The following is an 18,869-nucleotide window of genomic DNA, read 5'->3' as shown; positions in this document are numbered from 1 at the left end:
AAACCCGAAAGGTCGTGTGGATTTGGCCAGCGAGATCATTCTGATTATCCGTGAACAGCGCAACCGGCAGCGGATTACCCTGTCCAGCGCCGGCGTGCCCTGCCTGTTCGGCCGCGGGCGGGAATGCAGCTATGTGCTGCGCCGCAACAACGTGGGGGACCGGCAGTTCTCGCTGGATTTCCGCGGGGGCGCCTGGCTGCTGCGGGACGAAGGCGCCGCCGGGTGCGGAACCTGGTACAACAACCGCTATCTCGGCAAAGGGGAGACCGTACCGCTCCAGCCCGGCGATGTGATCGGGCTGGATACCAACGCCGACCGCAGCACCCAGGAAATCACCTTCCGCGTCGAGGAGATCCGCCAGGCCGAGGGCGCCGTCGGCCTGCAGCGCGAAAACACCGATGCCGACGCCGTGCTGCGGGAGATTGACCTGCGCCGCAAGCGCCGGGTGCTGATCGGCCGGGGCGAGGACTGCGACATCCAGCTGCCCAGCGACCGGATCTCCCGCCATCACTGCGAGGTGGTCTACCGCGACGGCCACTGCGAAGTCCATGACCTGGGCTCCACCAACGGTACCTATCTGAACGGACGCCGCATCACCCGCGAACTGCTGACCGACGGCGGCGTCATCAACGTGCCCACTCAGGTGTTCGCCTTCTCGGGCGGAATCCTGCACTATCACGAACACCGCGTCGGCATCAGCATCGAGCTGCTCAGCGTGAGCAAGACCGTCCACGACCGCAACACCGGCGGGCTGATCAACGTGGTGGACGGCACCAGCCTGGCCATCGAGCCCAACAGCTTTGTCGTGCTGGTGGGCGGGTCGGGCACCGGCAAATCCAGCCTGCTGACCTGCATCACGGGGTCGGCCCCCTGCACCTCGGGCCGCGTCTGCTTTGACGGCATCGACACCAAGGGCAACCGCAACGCCTTTGATGCGGTGCTGGGATATGTGCCGCAGCGGGACATCATGCACGACAGCCTGACCGTCGAGCAGAGCCTGACCTACACCGCCGAACTGCGCATTGCCCACGACGCCACCGGCGGCGAGATCAAGGCCGCCGTGGCCCATGCCATCCGGGCCGTCGACCTGAACGGCCGCGAAAAGACCATGATCGCCAACCTGTCCGGCGGCCAGAAAAAGCGGGTTTCCATCGCGATGGAGCTGCTGGCCGGGCCCCGGCTTCTCGTGCTGGACGAGCCGACCAGCGGCCTTTCGCCCGATCTGGACCGCAGCATGATGGAGCTGTGCCGCAAACTCAGCCACGAAAACTGCACGGTCCTGATGGTCACCCACAATATGTCCAACATCAACCTCTGCGACAAGATTGCCTTCCTCGGGACGGGCGGCGTGCTGTGCTACTACGGTACCCCCGAAAAGCTGGACGAGTATTTTGATGTGGAACTGACCAGCGACATTTTTGAAAAACTCCGCCGCCCCGAGGAGGTGGAGTTCTACCGTCAGAAATACTTCACGACGCCGGAATTCAACCGTCTGGCGGCGCAATTCCCCGAAGCGGCCAAGGAGGCGAACGAGCGATGCAGACCGTAAAAGCCGGCAAATTCTTCCGTCAGCTCGGCGTGCTGATCCGCCGCAATTTCCGGCTGATCCTCAACCAGAAACTCACCCTCGCCAGCCTGCTGCTCCAGGCGCCGCTGATGGTGCTGGTCATCCAACTTGTGGGCGAGCCGGACTGCTTCACCTCCAACCTCATCAACATCGGCAGCCGCACCATCCTGTTTGTGCTCTGCGCGGTGTCGGCCTTCATGGGGCTGCTCAACTCCTACCGCGAAATCTGCCGGGAACGCGAGATCATCTTCCGCGAAGCCAGCGTCGGGGTGTCGCTGCTGGCCACCGTGCTCAGCAAGTACCTGACCCTGCTGCTGGTCGAGGTGGTGCAGGGGGGCGTGCTGACTTTCGGCTTCCTGCACATCATCCATATCCCGCAGAATCACCTGCTCTTCGACACCGACTGGGAGGTGTTTCTGACCGTGCTGCTGATGCTGACAGCTTCCTCCGCGATGGGGCTGCTGATCTCGGCACTGCTCAGGAGCAGCGAGGCCGCGATTCTCTTTGTGCTGGTGCTGGTCATCGGCCAGGTGGTGTTCAGCGGCGCCATGTTCCCCGTCACGGGGGTGATGGCCGTCATCAGCAACCTGATTGTCTGCCGGTGGGGCATGGGCGCCCTGGGCGCCTCCACCGACCTGAACGATCGTCTGGAATGGCTCAAGGCGGGGCTGGACAGTCCGATGTACGACCCCACCGTGCCCAACCTTGTCCATTGCTGGCAGATGCTGGCGCTGATCGCTGTGGTCAGCACCGCGGCGGCCTGGCTGGTCCTGCGCCTTGCCTTCCGCCGCAGAAAGGCCTGACCCATGCCCGCCGCATTGGAACTGCGCCCCGCACCCTCGGTGCGCCGGGCGCCCCGACGCCGGAACCGGACCGGTGATGCGCTGCTCTGCACGGCAGCGGCTGCCGCAGCTTTTGCGGTGGTACTGCTCTTGCTGGGCGTCCGGTATGAGGTGAACGACGACGCGCTGATCTCCTGCATCGCGGCAGGGGCCTACGGCGACGATACCGTTCATCTGTGCTATGTCAATCTGCTGGTGGGCTGGCTGCTCAAACCGTTCTATACCCTGCTGCCCGGGTGGAACTGGTATGTCCTGTTCAGCGTGGCCGGCCTGTTCGGCTGCGCCGTGCTGCTCTGTCGCGGCGCGGTCGATCGGTTCGGCCGGCTGCCGGGGCTCTGCCTGTGGGGGTGCGGTATGCTGCTGGTCGGGGTGGATGCCCTCCATGCCTTCCAGTACACCAAGAACGCCGCCATCTTTGCGGTGACGGGCTGGCTGCTGCTTGCGTCGCCGTCACCCCGCCGCAGCCGGGTTGTGGCGGGCTGCGCCCTGCTGCTCGCCGGCGCCTGCCTGCGCTGGCAGTCCTTTGCCGCCGTCACGGCCATGGCGGCACCGCTGCTCGTGCTGACCTGGTACCGGACCCCGGCACCCCGCCGCGGCCGGACGGCCTGGCGGTTCCTGCTGCCGCTGGCACTCTGCCTGGCCGTGTGGCAGGCCGACCGGTGGGCCTACCAGCTGGACCCGGACTGGAATGCCTGGCAGCGCTACAATACCGTGCGCACCGAGATCAGCGACCACCGGCTGCAGTATCTCAGCGCCGACGGCGCGGCGGACTACGGCCTGAGTGCGGCGGACTATGCGCTGCTGGACAGCTGGGATTACGGCGACACTGCACTCTACCCGCTGGACGAACTGCAAACGCTCGCCGAAACCCTGCCGCACCGCACACCGCTCAATGCCGTGCGGGAAACCCTGCTGGCCCTGCCCGACTGGCTGCTGACCACGCTGCCCGGCTGGGCGGTGGTGGCGGCGCTGCTGGGCTGGCTGGCCGGCTGCCGGCACAGCCGCGCCGTCCAGCTGGCGGGGCTCGCCACACTGGCCGTCTTTGCCGCCGGGGTATACTGGCTTGTGCTGGGCGGGCGGACCCCCTGGCGCACCCAGTACCTGATGCTCATGTCCTGCGCGGTGCTGCTGGCCGCGCTGTGGAATCCCGGCCTGCGCCCCTCCCGGCGGCTGGCGGCCGCAGCCCTGGTGCTGTGCGCCACCGTCAGCTTCGGTACGCTGCGGCAGACCTGGCGCTCCGCCTGCCAGTTCCGGGCGGACCATCTGCCCGGCAACGAGAAGGAACAGGCCATCCAGGCGCTGCTCGACGACAAGGAACATCTGTATGTGGTCTCCACAGCGCTGGAGGATGATCTGGCCGGCAAGGATGTCTGGCATACCCGGCAGGCCGGTGCCTTTGACCATCTGGCCTTTCTGGGCGGCTGGGCGGCCCAGAGCCCGCTGTACGGCGCGTCGCTGCGCGCCTCCGGCCTGGACCCGACCGCGCCGCTGCTCGATGCCGTGGACAATCCCGGGGTCTATTTTGTGGACTTCGCCGGCGTCCAGGACAAATGCGACGCGCTGGCCCAGCGCCTCGGACTGACCGTGCGGGCTGAGGCCGTCGACGGCTGCAGCTGGTGGACGGTCTACCGGCTGACCACCGACCCCTGACAAGAAAAGGACGCTTCCCCGCGGGGAAGCGTCCTTTTTGGTTGGAAAGATCAGCGATCCTTGCGCAGACCGTCCTTCCAGTCCTGCACGTTGTCGGAAACCGCCTGCCGTGCCGCCGAGGCTGCCCGCGACAGGGCAGCCCGCAGCGCCACCATGGCTTCGCGGCGGTCGGGGACCATGTCGGGGAAGGCGCGGAGCAGACGCCCGGTGCCGAAGAACTTCTGACGGCTCATCTGCACGCTGGCGCGGCGGACTTCCCGGGCCTTGTCGGCCAGGTCGCGGAGCTGACCGCCCAGCTCGGCGGCATTGTCGCGGCCCTCCATGGCGCCCAGCGTCAGCTGCAGCTTCTGCTCATCCAGCAGGGTGTCCACCGTCATTGCGCCGGTGCCGATCACGCCTGTCAGCGCGTCACTGACCCGGCGCAGCCCGGCACGCACATCGTCGATGCGGGCCAGCTGCCGGCCCAGTCCGACCGCCTGCACGACCGATGCCGCCAGATCCGCCGCAAACAGCAGCCCGACGGTCAGGTCAACACCCAGCAGCACCTGGCGCGGGATATGGGCCGACGACCCGTTGAGCAGCGGATGCACGAACAGCATCAGGATCACGCTGCCGATGCCCCACAGCAGACTGAACTGCGGACAGATGAATCCGCCGAGATTGAACCGGTAGGCGGAGTAATCCCACCACCGGGTGTGGAACAGTTTGTACAGCAGGTATCCGCCCACCAGTTCGGTCAGGGTGGTGATGACCATGCCGCCGAAAAACACCGCGATCAGCCGGACATACCAGGGATCGGCGGCGCCGGGCATCGGGATGCTGAACCGGCCCAGCAGGAAGATCATGACGGTCATGCCGCAGCCGTAGATCGGGCAGACCGGTCCGTTGAGAAAGCCGCGGTTGACCAGCCGGCGGGTCGTGATCGCCGCATAGGCAACCTCAACGCACCAGCCGAGAAACGAATACAGGAAAAACAGGAACACCGTGTGCAGAAAACCGTAGGAACTCACAGAGCGTCACCTTCTCCGGCGTCCGCCTCGGAGCGCCGGGCCAGTTCCTTGGGCTCCACCCAGGTCACCGTCTCGTCGGGGCCTTTGCGGGCGATCAGCGCCTTGATCGGAATGCCCTGTTCGCTGAACATCCCCTCGTGTTCGGTGCGGATGTTCCAGTCCGGTTCGTCGCGGTGCAGATCCCGCGTCATCCAGGTGATCTCAAACCCGGCGGCGGGGAAGTATTGCAGACTGTCCCGGAACAGGTCGTCATCGTCGGTCTTGAAGTAGATCTCGGCTCCCTGGGGCATCAGGGCGCGGTATTGCAGCAGCTGGCGCGGATGGGTCAGCCGGTGCTTGTTGCTGCCGGCATTCTTGCTCCACGGGTTGCAGAAATTGATGTAGATCCGCTCCACCGTGTCGGCGGGCGAGAACACCCCCGACATCCGCTCGATGTCCAGCGAGGCAATCCGCACATTGTCGGTGGGAAGGTTGGCGGCCAGATACGCTGCCTCCACCTTGCGCTTGGCCAGGATCAGCACCTTGTCGGTGATGTCGATGCCCAGATAGTTGATATCGGGATGGCGGGGCGCCAGCTGGCTCAGAAATCCGCCCTTGCCGCAGCCCAGCTCCAGATGCAGCGGCTGTTCGGGCCGCGCAAACAGTTCATGCCAGTGGCCGGCATGGGTCAGCGGTTCGTGTACATGAAAATCGCAGGCCAGCAGTTCCGGCCGTGCATAGGGTTTAAAACGCATTCTCATCAGGGTTGCACCTCATTGATTTTTTCCGTCAGAAACGCCCGGACCGACGCTTCCTCGCCTTGTGCCAGGCTTCCCTGGCAGAATCCCGGTTTGCCGCCGCCCCGGCCCGCAAAGGCCTGGTTCAGCGCCCGGCAGAGCCCGCGCACATCGCCGCCCGGCAGTGTGATGCCGTAGGCAAGGCCCTGCCCGCCGGGGGCCAGCACCGCCGTGACGGCGCCGGTGTGTTCGGCCACCTTCAGGCAGATCCGCCGCAGCCCGTCCCCGTCGGCCCCCGCGCAGTACAGCACGCAGGGACGGCCGGGCACCGCCGCCGCAGCCAGCGCTTCGGCCAGGTCGTTCTGCATGGCGGCCAGACGCTGGCGCAGCAGGTCCTGCCCCTGCACGGCGGTGCGGACCGCCGGCGTCAGACGCCCCGGCCCGGCGCTCAGCAGCGTGCCGGCCTGCTCGGCGTCCTGCCAGGTTTCGGCAATCGCCCGCTGTGCCCGGCCGCCGCAGGCCACGGCCAGCCGCACCCCGCCCTTGTAATGCTGGGCGCTCAGGATCTTGATCGCCCCCACCTGGCCGGTCGTGGCAAGATGGGTCCCGCAGCAGGCGCACAGGTCCGCTCCGCCGGCGTCCACCAGCCGGACCGGACCGTCAATCTCCTTCTTGCTGCGGTACACAAGCCGCGCCAGCTCCTCCGGCTCGGGATACCAGCACCGCACCGGACGGTCGGCCCGGACGGCGGCATTGGCCTGGGCCTCGGCCTCGGCCAGCTCCTCCGCGGTGAGCGGCAGGTTCATATCCATCCTCACGGCCGGCGATCCGATGTGAAAGCCCACATTCTCGGCCCCAAACAGACGGTGCAGCGTCCCGCTCAGAATGTGCTCGCCGGTGTGCTGTTCGCAGTGGTCCCGGCGGCGCGCATTGTCCACGAAACCATCCACCCGCCGCCCGACTTCGAGCGGCGCATCGGTGTAGTGCAGGATGCAGCCCCCGCGTTCGTGGACCTCGTGCACCGGCACCCCGCCCAGGATGCCGGTGTCGCAGGGCTGGCCGCCGCCCTCGGGGTAGAAGGCGGTCTGATCCAGCTCGACGGCATAGCCTTGTTCCAGCGGCGTGCAGCCGACGACCACGGCAGAAAATTCCCGCAGATCGGGATGGATTTCGTATTGTTTGAGAGTCCGGCCCATGACAGTAAAGGCTCCTTTGTCCTGAAGTTTTTTTATTATATCATAAAACGACAGTGGAAAAAACCATCCGAATCCGTTATAATGAAATTTAGTTGACAATGTGCCGCGGAAGTGCCGAACACAGAGAGGAGAACTGCGGATGAAGCGTTATCTGGGAATTTTGTTGAGCGCCTGCCTGCTGGCGGGCTGTACAGGCCCGGCGGGACAGACTGCGACCGCCGAAAACGCCGATGCGGCGGTGCCCACGGCCGCGCCGCAGACGCTGACGGTCAGCTTTGCCACCGGACGCTCGACCGCGGCCGCCAAGGCCCTCGAAGCCTATGCCGAGGCACAGGGCGTCGAGCTGCAATACAACGAAGGCGACTTCGCGGACGCCGACCTCGTCGTGCTGCCCGAAGCCCCGCAGGATGACGGCAGCTGGCAGAATCTCGCGTCGGATACGCTGCTTTCCGCGGCGGCCTCCCGGGCGGGAATGAACACCGACACGCCGGTGACGGCGCTGCCTTTGGGCAAGAGCCTGTATGCCTACTGGGCGGACAGCGCGGTCCTGCAGTCGCTGCTCGGCGACGGTGCGGCCGCTGACCTGCAGAATGCCTCCTGGGCCGAGTGGTCCGCCTTTGTCCAGGCGGTGGACGGCTGGCTGGATGCCCCGTCCGAGACGGTGGTCACCCTCAACGGCAAGGACTACGCCCTGCCGGCCGGACGGGGGGAGGCAGCGCTCTCCCTCAACGGCGTGTTCGCCTTCCCGGACCCCATCGGGGACGCCTACCTGCAGGACGATTACGGCGCGCTGTATACCGGTGCGCTGCTGGCCGCCGGGACGGACCGCAACGTCGATACCCTGACCGGACCGCTCAACGGTCTGTACAGCGCCCTGGCACTGGAGGCCGCCAACCGTGCCGCACCCGAACCCGACCGGGAGGTGTGGTATGACGGCGACCTGCTCCGGGACGGCAACGCGCTGTTCTGCCGCGGGTACCTCAGCGATATGGTCGCCGCGCTGGACGATGCCGCCGCCGAACGGCTGGTGATGGTGCCGTTCAAGTGCGATTTTGTCGAGGAAGATCTCGCTACCCAGGAATACAATCTGACCGGCCTCATGAACTACCCGGTCTTTTCGGTGCCGGCCTGGCTGGCCATCCCGTCCTCTGCCGATGCCGAGGGCTTCCAGGCAGCGGCCTCGGCCATCCTGTGGCTGTATTCCAGCGAGGCGGGGGAGAGGACGCTCAGCGAGGAGCTCTGCCTTGTCACACCCTGGAACACTGCCAGCGACAAGACGGCCCCCGGCGCCATGCAGATCAACCAGCTCAACGCGGGCATCCTGCCGGGCGTCACGCTCTCGTACGCAACATTCAGTTCACTGCACCAGGCCCATGCCGATTCCTTTGCCGGTGCCTCCACCTGGGACAAAACCCTGCGCGACAGCTGGAGACAGCTGGCGGTGGCGGCGCTCAGCGGTACCACCTGATGTGAAAATTTGGCGAAGAGGAGAGAAACACCAATGGATTTTAAACGCAGCAGCGGCATTCTGATGCCGATTTCCAGCCTGCCCGGCCCGTACGGAATCGGGTCGCTGGGCAAGCCCGCCCGCGATTTTGTGGATTTTCTGGTCCGGGCAGGCCAGGCCGTCTGGCAGATCCTGCCCATCGGTCCGACCAGTTACGGCGACAGCCCGTACCAGAGCTGTTCCGCCTTTGCCGGCAACCCCTATTTCATTGACCTGGACCTGCTGGCCGAGGAGGGGCTGCTCAAACCCGAGGAGTACCGCAAAGAATCCTGGGGCAAGGACCCTGCCCGGTGCGACTACGCCCTGCTGTATGAAAAGCGCTATCCGGTGCTGCGCAAGGCGTACCGCCGTTTCCTCGACCAGCGTCCGGTCCCGGGCTACGACACGCCGTACAGCGATGACTGGTACCGCTTTGTCTTTCTGTCGGACGGCTGGCTGCCGGACTACTGCCTCTACATGGCCATCAAGGAAGCCAACGGCATGAAGGACTGGCAGGCCTGGCCGGATGACCTTCGTCTGCGGGACCCCGATGCCCTGGACGCCTTCCGCGCCGAGCACGCCGAGGAGATCGGGTTCTGGGCCTTCCTGCAGTTCGAGTTCGACAAACAGTGGCGTGCCCTGCGGCAGTATGCCAATGAGCGGGGAGTCTCCATCATGGGCGATCTTCCGATCTATGTGTCGGCGGACTCCGCCGATGCCTGGGCGGGCCGCGAACTGTTCGAGATGGACCGCGAAGGGCATCCGCGCCGTGTGTCGGGCTGCCCGCCGGATTATTTCGCCGTGGACGGTCAGCTGTGGGGCAACCCGCTGTATGACTGGAACTACCACAAGCGCACCGGATATGCCTGGTGGATCCGCCGGGTGCGCCATGCGATGAACATCTACAACATTGTGCGGATCGACCATTTCCGCGGCTTCGATACCTATTGGGCCATCCCGGCCGGACAGCCCACCGCCCGCGGCGGCAAGTGGGAGAAGGGCCCCGGCATGGAGCTGTTCCGCACGCTGAGCACCGCCCTCGGCGACCTGCCCATCGTGGCGGAGGACCTGGGCGAGATGTTCGACTCGGTCCGGCAGCTGCTCAAGGACAGCGGCTTCCACGGCATGAAGGTGCTGCAGTTTGCATTTGACGGCACCGACAGCGCCGACCTGCCCCACAACTATCCGCACCGCTGCGTGGCCTACCCCGGCACGCATGACAACAACACGCTGCGGGGCTGGTTCACCGAAGAAACCACCGCTGCCCAGCGCCGCCAGGCACGGGAATACCTTGCCCTGACCGAGACCGAAGGCGAACTGCGCGGTCTGCTGCGCGGCGTGCTGGCAAGCCCGGCGGACCTGACCGTCGTCACGCTGGCCGACTGGCTGGGCGCCGGCAGCGAAGCCCGGATGAACATGCCGGGCCGCGCCGACGGCAACTGGCAGTGGCGCGCCGTTGCGGGCGCCTGCTCGCCGAAACTGGCGGCCGAGATCCGCACGCTCTGCGTCCGGTATTTCCGCGCCAAGCCGCTGCCCGGGCCTGCGGCCGAGGAACCCGACAGCGCCGCGGAATGCAAAAAAACACAGCCTGCCGCCGCGGCATCGCCCAAGGAAAAACAACTGTCCAAGGCTGAAAAATCTGCCCCGGTTCGCAGCAAAACCGGCAAGGAACCCGGCACTTCCGCAGCGCGCAAAAAGTGAATTTATACAGTAATCCAGAAAAAACAGAACCATTCTTTGTATAACGCGGGTATGGGCAAAAATTATGCGATGTGATAAAATAGAGGCAAACTGTAATTCCGTTTCAGCCTGTTTTACTACATAAGGAGTGACGACCATGCAGGAATACACTCTGGAACAGTTCGGCGCACAGATTGCTGCGCTGCGCAATGTCTTTGATAAGGTCCAGGTCATCGACCCCCGCGCCTCTGTCCTGCTGGACCCCGCGACGATGGAGCCTGCCGGAACGGCAGATCCCGTGCCGGAACTGGACGAGCGGGGCCGTGCGGCCAAACCGCTGATGAGCGGCCCGTTCGGCTTTGCACTGTATCAGGCCGTTGTGGCGGGCGGGCGTCCCTGCGTGCTGCAGCTGACCTACACGATGCCGGACGGACCTTCGGTCAATGACCGTGAGGCCAACGCCCTGCAGCGGATGCTCAAGCAGTACCGCGAGGATCTGCGCCGGGATTATGTGACCGGCGTGTACAACCGCAGCTTCCTGGATACCGAGTACCGGTATTATGTGGCGGAGCAGGCCCGCAGCGGCAAGCCGGTCTGCATGGTCATGGCCCGCGTCAACGAGTTCGGTGACCTCATCCGCAACGAGGGCGCGACGGCGGCGGACTGCTGCCTGAATGCGGCAGCCGGTATCCTGCAGCTTGCCGTCAGCCAGGACGAGAGCGAGAACGCGGTGGTCCGGCTGGAGGACGGCGTCTTTCTGATTGTCGCGGTGGGGTCCACGGCGGACCGGATGGAAGGCATCCTGCGCAAAGCCATCGACGGCGGACGCAAATGCTTCAGCCTGTCGCTGTCCCGCCGCGGTGAGTTCACCGTGACGCTGGGCTCTGCCGACTGGGCCGAGGCCGGGAACTGGGAGCTGATGATGGCACTGGCCGAACAGCGCCTTGGCAACCACTGAACCGAATAAAACCCCCTTGCGGTGCCATACTAACTCCGGGAGAGATCCCGGACGAAAATGGTACACAAGGGGGATTTTTTTATGGCAATGGATAGCTACAACAGCGACAGCGAAGCGATGCTCCAGGAGATCGTGCAGAACACCGAGGCCGGCAAGAACACGCTGGACGAGATGATGGGCCTGACCCACGACCAGAAACTCAAGGAAGAGATGCAGCGTCAGAAAACCATCTATCACAAGTTCAACCAGCAGGCCCACTCGGCGCTGGCGGCCATCGGTGTGGAGGCCAAGGGCCAGAGTGCGGCGGCCAAGATGAGCATGAGCATGGGCATCCGGACCCGCACGATGCTGGACAAGAGCACCCGCAACCTGGCCACGATGCTGGCCGAGGGCACCGGCCAGGGCGCCCTGGACTGCAAGCGTGCCGAGACGGATTATCCCGGGGCGGAACCCGGCGCGCACAAACTGATGCAGGACCTCTGCGCCTTCCAGACCGGCGCGGAACAGACCTGGCGCAATTTTGTCTGATCCCGGATGAAAAAACCGGCCCTTCCTCTGCCAGACGGCGGGGAAGGGCCGGTTTGTTTCAGTTGTGGCGCGGGCCGTTGTACTGCTGCCGGCTGATGGACCGGGGCAGCGGCAGCGAACAGACCAGCGCAATGCCCAGTGCCAGGGCCACCGCAACCTTGAGGGTCTCAAACCCCTTGTTGGTGAACAGCCGCTGATCATTGCGCAGAAAGTAGTAGGCGGTGTAGTAGATGCCGGCGCCGGGCACCAGCGGGAAGATGCCGCAGAGCAGAAACAGCGTGACGGGCGCCTTGTGGGTGATGGCAAACAGCCGGGCGAACGCCGTCAGCGGCAGGGCGGCCAGCAGTGTGGCAGCCGGGGCGGTCAGACCCGCCGCCTGGGCCAGCACATAGACCAGCCAGCCCACGGCCCCCACGACGCCGCAGGCGAGGTGATGCCGGCGCGGCACCTGGAAGGAGATGCCGAAGGACATCGTCGCAATCATCGAGACAAGGAACTGCAGCGGATAGTTTGCCCACACGGGCAGGGAGTCCAGCGTCATAGAATCACCCCCATCAGAGCCTGCATCAGCAGATAACCCATCGCCACGCCGAAGGCCAGACAGCCCGCCACCAGCAGCGCGTCGAACAGGCGGATCGTGCCGGACAGATAGTCGCCGTTGATGATGTCGCGGATGCCCATTGTCAGCGAGACACCGGGCGTCAGCACCATCAGGGCGCCGATGATCGTGACGTTGACGTTGAGCGGCGCATAGACGCGGTGTGCCAGATGCGCCGCGAGCGTGCAGAGCGTGGCGGCCAGGATGTCGGTAAAGATCCGGCTGATGCCGTGCTGGGCAAACCGCCGGGTCACGACGGATTCCACCAGGCCGGCAATGGCGGCCACCAACATTTCGGCCGGGCCGCCGCCGAACAGCAGGGCAAAACAGGCGCTGCCCAGCAGGCTGGCCAGATGCACCCGCCGCACCGAAAATCCTTCAATCTGCTGGGCGCGGCGCAGCTCCTGCTCGGCCCCGTCCAGGTCCAGTTTGCCGTCCGCCAGCCGCCGGGAAAGGGAGTTGATCGCCTCCACCCGGGCCAGCTGGATCGAGACACTGGGCACATGGCGCACCGCATTGACGGTTCCGCCCTTGGCCGACGCAAAGATGCCGTTGGTCAGGACGTAGACGTGAAAATCTTCAATCCGGAGGCTGCGGGCCATGATTTCCATCGTATCCTGGGCGCGGAACACTTCGCCGCCGTTGGCCAGCATCTCTTTGCCGCACTCCATCACCAGATTCATGGCACGATCAGTCACGGATGTTCTCCTGTACAGCGCGGAATTCGGGGTACTGGGCATACAGATGGTTGGCAATGGCCTCCATCAGCAGGTAGTCATGTTCCGAATCAATGTCGATGATGCCGGTATCCATCATGACGCTGACGCCGAACTTGCTGTGCCAGAGGATCGGGTCGTCGTTGTCCACCAGGAAATTGCGGCGGATCAGATAGATCGAGGCGTTGACGTCGTACACTTCGGGCGCCTGCTGACGGCCGGTGAAATTGCTGTTGATGACCATCTCGGCATGGTCGCCCACAATCTTGAACATATTGAACCAGGGATTGCGGCGGGCCTCGCAGACGCTGAAGATGATCTGCAGGTCGGGACGCTCCGAAGCGCGGGCAAAGGCGTTTTCAATGTCCTGCTCGGTGCGCAGCGGGCTTGTGATGTCCAGATCGAGCATTGCGTCGTAGGGCCGGCCGGTCTTTGCCTCCATCCGGGCAAAGCTGTCCTTGTAGACCTCCACCTTGGGGACCTTGTCGCCCCCCAGCTCGGCGCCCCGCGGCAGATAGACCACCTCGGGGTATTTGGCCGCCACCAGGTCGGCCAGCGCCTGGCTGTCCGTGTTGAGGGCGATGTCCACCTCCAGCTCGGGATGGTTGCGGATGAACAGATCGGCGGCGCTCAGCGAATAGTAAACCAGCGGATGCCCGCAGAAAGTCTTGAGATTCTTGTTCTTGAAGCCCTTGCTACCGGCCCGGCCGCAGATCGTGATGAGAAGTCTTTTCATGAATTCAGTTCCCCCAGTGTCAGTTTCAATACATCGCGTGCCGTGGCGGGCGGGTTCACACTCGGCCCGGCCGGTCCGGCCGCATAGTCCAGGAAGTAGGACATCTCGCGCAGATAGCGCTCGTTGACCTCCTCCTCGCAGTGTTCCACCGTGCCGTCCGGGAGCGTCAGCGTCCCGGCACCGAAATCCGCCACGCAGCTCCCCGCGGGGCAGAACAGTTCGATGGCACGCCGGTACCCGCGGCCGAAATAGTCCAGGTGGACCTCGGCCAGCAGATGGGGGTACCGGGCAATATAGACCGACACATCGTCGGAATCAATCTCCAGTTCGGAATAATGGCCCTTGAAGTTGTAAATCTCCTCGGGCACGCCGAACAGATCCACCAGATAATCCCATTCGTGGATCAGGTCAATGGTCACCCCGCCGCCCAGGGCTTTGTGGGCGCTGTAAACGGTGCGGTAATCCACGCCGGGGCGCCAGTCGGGCAGATAGGAGGAGCAGATGACCCGGGCGCAGTAGGGATGCAGCTCGGGCAGGTGCCGCTTGAGGGCCAGCATCGTGCCGCACCACCGCATCGGCGCCGCCACATAGGCTTTCTGACCGGGGGCCAGCAGGGCGTCCAGATCCTCGCCGGTCTGCTCGGCCGAGAAGATCGGCTTCTCAATGAAAAGCGCATCCGCCTTGCCGTAGACCCGGCGCAGCGCGTCGGCATGAAGGCTCGTGGGGTTGGTGATGAAGGCCAGGTCATAGTGGCCCAGGGCGTCCGCGTCGGTCAGCTGGGCGTGCAGCAGCTCCTCCACGCCGGGGCGCAGCGGCCGGGACAGGTCGCTGCGCAGGGCGTCCGCCTGCAGCGTCAGACCGCGCCGGCTGCACAGGGCGGCCAGGTTCTTCAAATGGCGGGTTCCGATGGAACCCAGTCCGATCATCAGGGCTGTGACAGTCTGCATGAAACCCGCTCCTTATCTGGCAGCCTCGGCCGCATCCATCAGGGCGATGGCGCCGAGGTCGCGTTCAAAGCTCCAGCGGGGCTGTTCCTCCCCGCGCAGCACGGCAAAGAAGTTGGTCAGCTCGTCCACATAGGCGTTCTCAACCACATTGTCGCTGTACCGGCTGTCATGCTCGAAGGAGGTGTAGGTATCGACAAACTGCTTCTCGCCGTCCTTCCACTGGTACAGCGCCTTGGGATTGCCCTCCCAGAACAGGTGCAGCCCGTCGCCGAAGCACTCAAAGTTGCGCACGGCCTTGGGGCTGACCACATCGGCGGCCAGCACACCCTGCGCGCCCGACGCATGGCGCATCAGCAGCGTCACGCAGTCGGGGTAGGGCAGACCCAGATCGCTGATGCTGTCGCTCTGGACGGTCAGCGAGGTCACATCCCCGAAGGCGTCCAGCAGCCACGGCAGATCAATGCCGAAGATCTCCCGCACGCCGCCGGTCCGGGCGTTGCCCACAAAGAAGTTCTTGTAGTTCTCCCAGGGATGCCAGTCCGGCAGATACTGGCCGATGTGGTACAGATAATGCACCGGCTTGCCGAACGCCCGGACCTGATCGCGGATGAACCGGGTCTCGCGCCGGTAGAGCATCGTGGAGGAGAGGAAGAGGACCAGCCCCTTCTGCCGGGCCTTGGCCAGGTTCTCCTCGTAGCCGTCGCTGACAAGGTTCAGCTCGGTAAAGACCGGCAGGTTGTTGTCCAGCAGTTCCCCGATGATGGCGGCGTGGGTCAGCGGTGCGGTGCAGACCAGGGCCGCGTCGGGATGTTCGGCGGCAATGGCTGCGGCAATGTCCGGGTAGGCCGCGTCGATCAGACCCAGCCGGACAGCCTCCTCCCGGCGGGCTTCGGCGGTATCCACGCCCGCCAGACGGAAGGAAGAATCAATGCCCCTGGTCAGCCGTGCACGTCGTTTGCCCATGCTGCCGAGACCGACAATGAGAAGCTTCATAAACAGTCTCCTTTTTGCGGGTCGGGAAACGGCCCGTCATAGAAATATTTCGGCCTGTCAAAGGGAAAATGCTTGAGGATCTCCACAATCCGCGCACTGGTGGCCCCGCCGTTGTAGGGACTGCGGGCCGTGCGGGCCAGGGCGGCAAACTCCGGCGTCAGCGCCCGGCGGATGGCCGCCTCGATGGCGGCGGCGTCCGCCTCGCAGCACAGCACGTTGCGGCAGATGGCGCGTCCGGCCTGCCGGCTGCCGATGTTGACGGTGGGAACGCCAAAGCTGGGGGTTTCCACGACACCCGACGAGGAGTTGCCTGCCACCAGACTGGCACAGGCCATCGCGGACAGATAGCGCCGCAGCCCCAGACTGGCCACAAAACCCGCGCGGTCGGGATGGGCGGCGGCAAAGGCCTGCATCCGCGCCGTGCAGACGGCACCGCCCGCATCGGCGTTGGAACCCGTGATCAGCCAGAAAATACCCGGAATCGCCTCCATGGCCGTGCAGAGGGCCTCGGCCTGGGCGGCCGGGTCGCCGGCACCGGCGGCGGTTTCGGGGTGATAGGTGACCAGGGCAAACGGCCCGGAAAGATCAAAGCCGGTGGAAGCACACAGTTCCTCCCGGCTCATCTTGGGCATCGTCCGGATGTTCTCGTCCCCCAGACCGCCCACGTTGAAGACGGTCTCGGGCGGCTGGCCGAGGCGCAGCAGACGGGCGGCACTGTCGGCACAGGACGGAAAATGCAGCGAGGCCATCTCGGTGATGCAGTGGCGGTAATACTCGTCCGCCGCACCGAGCGTCACATCCCCACCCGAAATGTGGGCGATGGGAATATGCCGCGCCGCGGCGGCAGCCGCCACGGCAAAAATTTCAAAGCGGTCGCCCAGCAGCACAACAGCGTCGGGGCGGTGGGCCGCAAATTCTTCGTCAAAGACCTCCATCGTGCGGGCCATCGTCCGGGCCGTCGGCTCGTCGGGGTCCGCCGTGAAGATGGGCAGACAGGCCGCGATGGGCAGCCCGTCGGCCCGGATCTCCTCCACAGTGCAGCCGAACCGGGGTTCCAGATGCGCGCCCGTCACCAGCAGGCGCAGGCGGAGATCCTCGTCCTCCTGAATACGCCGGGCCACCGAACGCAGCAGCCCGTATTCCGCCCGGGTGGAGGTGACCAGGGCAATCGTGCGGTTACAGCTCAATTTTTTCATCCTCGGCAAAATCGCGCACCGCGGTCCGGCCCAGCACCTCGTACCAGCGCATCGGGCTGATGCCGTCGCCGGGACGCTTGGTGGTCAGGTTGTCCGTCGTAAAGACCTCGCCGGCCCGGATGGCCCGAGCGGCGACGATGCTCTTGCGGGCCACGGCCTTGTTGGGGGCTTCGCTGGCCGTCAGATGCTTGTGCCCGTCGCCCAGCGCGGCCTCGGTGTTGCGCACGGCCCGCACCATGGCCCGGAACTCTTCGGGGTCCAGGCTGGCTTTCTGGTCGGGACCGGGCAGGTTCTTGTCCAGCGTGAAGTGCTTTTCGATGACCTGGGCGCCCAGCACCGCGGCCGCCACATCACACTCCCAGCCCGGCGTGTGGTCGCTCAGCCCCACCGGCAGCCCGAACTGCTCGAACAGTTCCACCATCGCGGTCAGGTTCGCGTCGGAGTAGGGGGTGGGGTACTGGGTGTTGCAGTGCAGAATCGTGGCTTCGGGACAGCCGTTGTCGTCCAGGATGCCCAGCGCATCGGTGATCTCGTCCAGATTGCACATTCCGGTCGAGAGCAGCACCGGCGTATGCAGCCGGGCAATCTCTTCCAGATACGGCAGGTTGGTCACCTCGCCGGAGGGAATCTTGATCAGCGGCAGCCCCAGCGTGCCGAGAAACCGCACGCTCGGAATGTCAAAGGGGGCCGAGAGATACTGGATGCCGATGGAATCGCAGTACTCCTTCAGCTCACGATGCCCCTCAAAGGAAAAATGCAGCCGGCGGATCATGTCGAGCTGACTCTCCGAAGCATCGGTCGTTTCTTTCTGATACGCTGCCTTATCGGCAAAACGGCTTACCACAAGCTCGGGCACGGCCGTCTGGTATTTGACGATGTCGGCGCCGCATTCCTTGGCAACGCGGGCCATCTCCTTCGCCATCTCCAGATCGCCGTTATGATTGACGCCGGCCTCGGCAATGATGGTAACGGGCATATCCAAACCTCCTGCTTTACTGTTGGCCGTCCAGTCTGCGGCGCATTTTTTCCAGCTCCTCCATCTGGCCCATGTCCATCCAGGAGCTTTCGTTGATCGGGTAGACCCCCACCTTCTCGCCGGCGCGGCGGTAATGCTCGATCACGTCGGGAAATCCCAGCTTGACGCCGCTGGGCATCTCCTCCACGACGCGCGGCTCCACCACATAGACGCCGGTGTTGGTCAAAAAGTTCAGCTCGGGCTTTTCCCGCATCGCGGCAATGCCGCCGTCCTCGCCCAGCTCAACGACCCCGTACGGGACCGTGTAATGTTTGAAAGCACACACCATCGTCACAAGGTTGCCGTGCTTGCGGTGGTACTGGTACAGATCCCCGAAATCAATGTCCAGCAGCGTGTCGCAGTTGGTGAAGAAAAACGGGGAATCCATCCGGCCCTTGAGCAGACACAGCCCACCGCCGGTGCCCATGAAGGTGTCCTCGTCGATGAAATCGACGGTATAGTCCTTTTCCAGGTCGGAAAAATAACTCTTGATCATGCCGCGCTTGTAGTTGACAATCATCGTCATATGATGACAGCCGAACTCCCGGAACCGCGAAAAAATCAGCTCGGCGATGGGCTGTTCCCCCACGGGGATCAGCGGCTTGGGCAGGATCTTGGTGTAGGGGTACAGCCGGGTGCCCAGACCGCCGGCCATCATCACAACGGGGATGTCCACTTTTTTGCGGTTGTCCACATCCAGACCGCCGGCAAACACAATGTCGGTGATGACGCCCTCGCGGTCCAGAATCGGCAGGGCGTCAATGCCCCAGCGTTCCAGCTCGGCCTTGGCGCGGCCGCGCTCCGACACCGAAAGGCTCTTCGGCTTGTAGTTGGCTGCCGAGGTCAGCGGCGCGTCCAGACCTTCGCCGCGCAGGATGCATTTGCGGATGTCCCCGTCCGTCACAACGGCCTTGAGCCGGCCTTCCGGCGCAATGAAGAGGATGCGGCGTCCCGTCTCATCCAGGCGCTTCATCGCATCCAGCACGGTGCAGGACTCCGGGATGAAGAGTTCTTCCACTTTCAGCAAGGGCGGTG

At 64.6% G+C, this 18,869-nt stretch carries 18 protein-coding genes; 7 read left to right on the top strand and 11 right to left on the bottom strand.

Features of this window, described 5'->3' with window-relative positions:
- The first annotated feature begins 22 nt into the window (after window positions 1-22).
- Genes U0L91_RS00895 through U0L91_RS00885 form a run of 3 tightly spaced genes read left to right on the top strand, consistent with a single transcriptional unit; the run spans window position 23 to window position 4,059 of the window.
- Window positions 23-1,549 (top strand): FHA domain-containing protein, encoded by a 1,527-nt coding sequence (locus U0L91_RS00895; RefSeq protein WP_330044070.1) that lies wholly within the window; start codon window positions 23-25, stop codon window positions 1,547-1,549.
- Complete coding sequence (locus U0L91_RS00890) at window positions 1,537-2,370, top strand: ABC transporter permease (protein ID WP_330044069.1); 834 nt, start codon at window positions 1,537-1,539, stop codon at window positions 2,368-2,370. Before U0L91_RS00895 ends, U0L91_RS00890 begins: the two co-directional genes overlap by 13 nt.
- A gap of 3 nt (window positions 2,371-2,373) precedes the next feature.
- Window positions 2,374-4,059: a hypothetical protein gene (locus U0L91_RS00885; RefSeq protein ID WP_330044068.1), complete on the top strand. Its 1,686-nt coding sequence runs from the start codon at window positions 2,374-2,376 to the stop codon at window positions 4,057-4,059.
- Window positions 4,060-4,109: 50 nt separating this feature from the next.
- On the opposite strand, the gene U0L91_RS00880 is transcribed toward U0L91_RS00885, so the two are convergent.
- The 3 genes from U0L91_RS00880 to U0L91_RS00870 are packed head-to-tail and all read right to left on the bottom strand — an operon-like array spanning window position 4,110 to window position 6,981.
- Window positions 4,110-5,069: a putative ABC transporter permease gene (locus U0L91_RS00880; RefSeq protein WP_330044066.1), complete on the bottom strand. Its 960-nt coding sequence runs from the start codon at window positions 5,067-5,069 to the stop codon at window positions 4,110-4,112.
- The gene (gene trmB, locus U0L91_RS00875) at window positions 5,066-5,809 is read right to left on the bottom strand and encodes a tRNA (guanosine(46)-N7)-methyltransferase TrmB (protein WP_330044065.1); all 744 of its coding nucleotides are present in this window, start codon (window positions 5,807-5,809) and stop codon (window positions 5,066-5,068) included. Before trmB ends, U0L91_RS00880 begins: the two co-directional genes overlap by 4 nt.
- Complete coding sequence (locus U0L91_RS00870) at window positions 5,809-6,981, bottom strand: alanyl-tRNA editing protein (protein ID WP_330044064.1); 1,173 nt, start codon at window positions 6,979-6,981, stop codon at window positions 5,809-5,811. Before U0L91_RS00870 ends, trmB begins: the two co-directional genes overlap by 1 nt.
- A gap of 139 nt (window positions 6,982-7,120) precedes the next feature.
- Between U0L91_RS00870 and U0L91_RS00865 the strand changes: the two genes are divergently transcribed.
- From U0L91_RS00865 to U0L91_RS00850, 4 genes are all read left to right on the top strand, one after another.
- On the top strand, window positions 7,121-8,449 hold the full coding sequence (locus U0L91_RS00865) for a hypothetical protein (protein ID WP_330044062.1): 1,329 nt from the start codon (window positions 7,121-7,123) through the stop codon (window positions 8,447-8,449).
- Window positions 8,450-8,482: 33 nt separating this feature from the next.
- Window positions 8,483-10,168, top strand: a complete 1,686-nt coding sequence (gene malQ, locus U0L91_RS00860) for a 4-alpha-glucanotransferase (protein ID WP_330044060.1) — start codon at window positions 8,483-8,485, stop codon at window positions 10,166-10,168.
- Window positions 10,169-10,304: 136 nt separating this feature from the next.
- On the top strand, window positions 10,305-11,105 hold the full coding sequence (locus tag U0L91_RS00855) for a GGDEF domain-containing protein (RefSeq protein WP_330044059.1): 801 nt from the start codon (window positions 10,305-10,307) through the stop codon (window positions 11,103-11,105).
- Between the two features lie 81 nt (window positions 11,106-11,186).
- A complete protein-coding gene (locus U0L91_RS00850; protein ID WP_330044058.1) occupies window positions 11,187-11,633 on the top strand; it encodes a hypothetical protein in 447 nt (148 codons plus the stop codon).
- Between the two features lie 58 nt (window positions 11,634-11,691).
- On the opposite strand, the gene U0L91_RS00845 is transcribed toward U0L91_RS00850, so the two are convergent.
- Genes U0L91_RS00845 through U0L91_RS00810 form a run of 8 tightly spaced genes read right to left on the bottom strand, consistent with a single transcriptional unit; the run spans window position 11,692 to window position 18,852 of the window.
- Window positions 11,692-12,174 carry a threonine/serine exporter family protein gene (locus tag U0L91_RS00845; RefSeq protein ID WP_330044057.1) on the bottom strand — a complete coding sequence of 161 codons (483 nt, stop codon included), beginning with the start codon at window positions 12,172-12,174 and terminating at the stop codon, window positions 11,692-11,694.
- Complete coding sequence (locus U0L91_RS00840) at window positions 12,171-12,929, bottom strand: threonine/serine exporter family protein (RefSeq protein WP_330044054.1); 759 nt, start codon at window positions 12,927-12,929, stop codon at window positions 12,171-12,173. Before U0L91_RS00840 ends, U0L91_RS00845 begins: the two co-directional genes overlap by 4 nt.
- On the bottom strand, window positions 12,922-13,683 hold the full coding sequence (locus tag U0L91_RS00835; RefSeq protein ID WP_330044053.1) for an acylneuraminate cytidylyltransferase family protein: 762 nt from the start codon (window positions 13,681-13,683) through the stop codon (window positions 12,922-12,924). The genes U0L91_RS00840 and U0L91_RS00835 overlap by 8 nt, the downstream gene beginning before the upstream one ends.
- Entirely contained in the window at window positions 13,680-14,630 is a 951-nt protein-coding gene (locus tag U0L91_RS00830) for a Gfo/Idh/MocA family oxidoreductase (protein ID WP_330044051.1), read from the bottom strand. The genes U0L91_RS00835 and U0L91_RS00830 overlap by 4 nt, the downstream gene beginning before the upstream one ends.
- Before the next feature lie 12 nt (window positions 14,631-14,642).
- On the bottom strand, window positions 14,643-15,623 hold the full coding sequence (locus tag U0L91_RS00825) for a Gfo/Idh/MocA family protein (RefSeq protein ID WP_330044049.1): 981 nt from the start codon (window positions 15,621-15,623) through the stop codon (window positions 14,643-14,645).
- Window positions 15,620-16,810, bottom strand: a complete 1,191-nt coding sequence (gene neuC, locus U0L91_RS00820; RefSeq protein ID WP_330044047.1) for a UDP-N-acetylglucosamine 2-epimerase — start codon at window positions 16,808-16,810, stop codon at window positions 15,620-15,622. Before neuC ends, U0L91_RS00825 begins: the two co-directional genes overlap by 4 nt.
- Window positions 16,800-17,795, bottom strand: a complete 996-nt coding sequence (gene neuB, locus U0L91_RS00815; RefSeq protein ID WP_330044045.1) for an N-acetylneuraminate synthase — start codon at window positions 17,793-17,795, stop codon at window positions 16,800-16,802. The genes neuC and neuB overlap by 11 nt, the downstream gene beginning before the upstream one ends.
- 16 nt (window positions 17,796-17,811) lie before the next feature.
- Window positions 17,812-18,852, bottom strand: a complete 1,041-nt coding sequence (locus tag U0L91_RS00810; RefSeq protein ID WP_330044090.1) for a nucleotidyltransferase family protein — start codon at window positions 18,850-18,852, stop codon at window positions 17,812-17,814.
- Window positions 18,853-18,869: the final 17 nt, after the last annotated feature.

It is taken from the genome of Gemmiger sp., from assembly GCF_036306485.1.
Classification (GTDB): Bacteria; Bacillota; Clostridia; order Oscillospirales; family Ruminococcaceae; genus Gemmiger.
The sequence above is the reverse complement of the archived record's forward strand: the minus strand, read 5'-3'. Positions and strand labels throughout refer to the sequence as shown.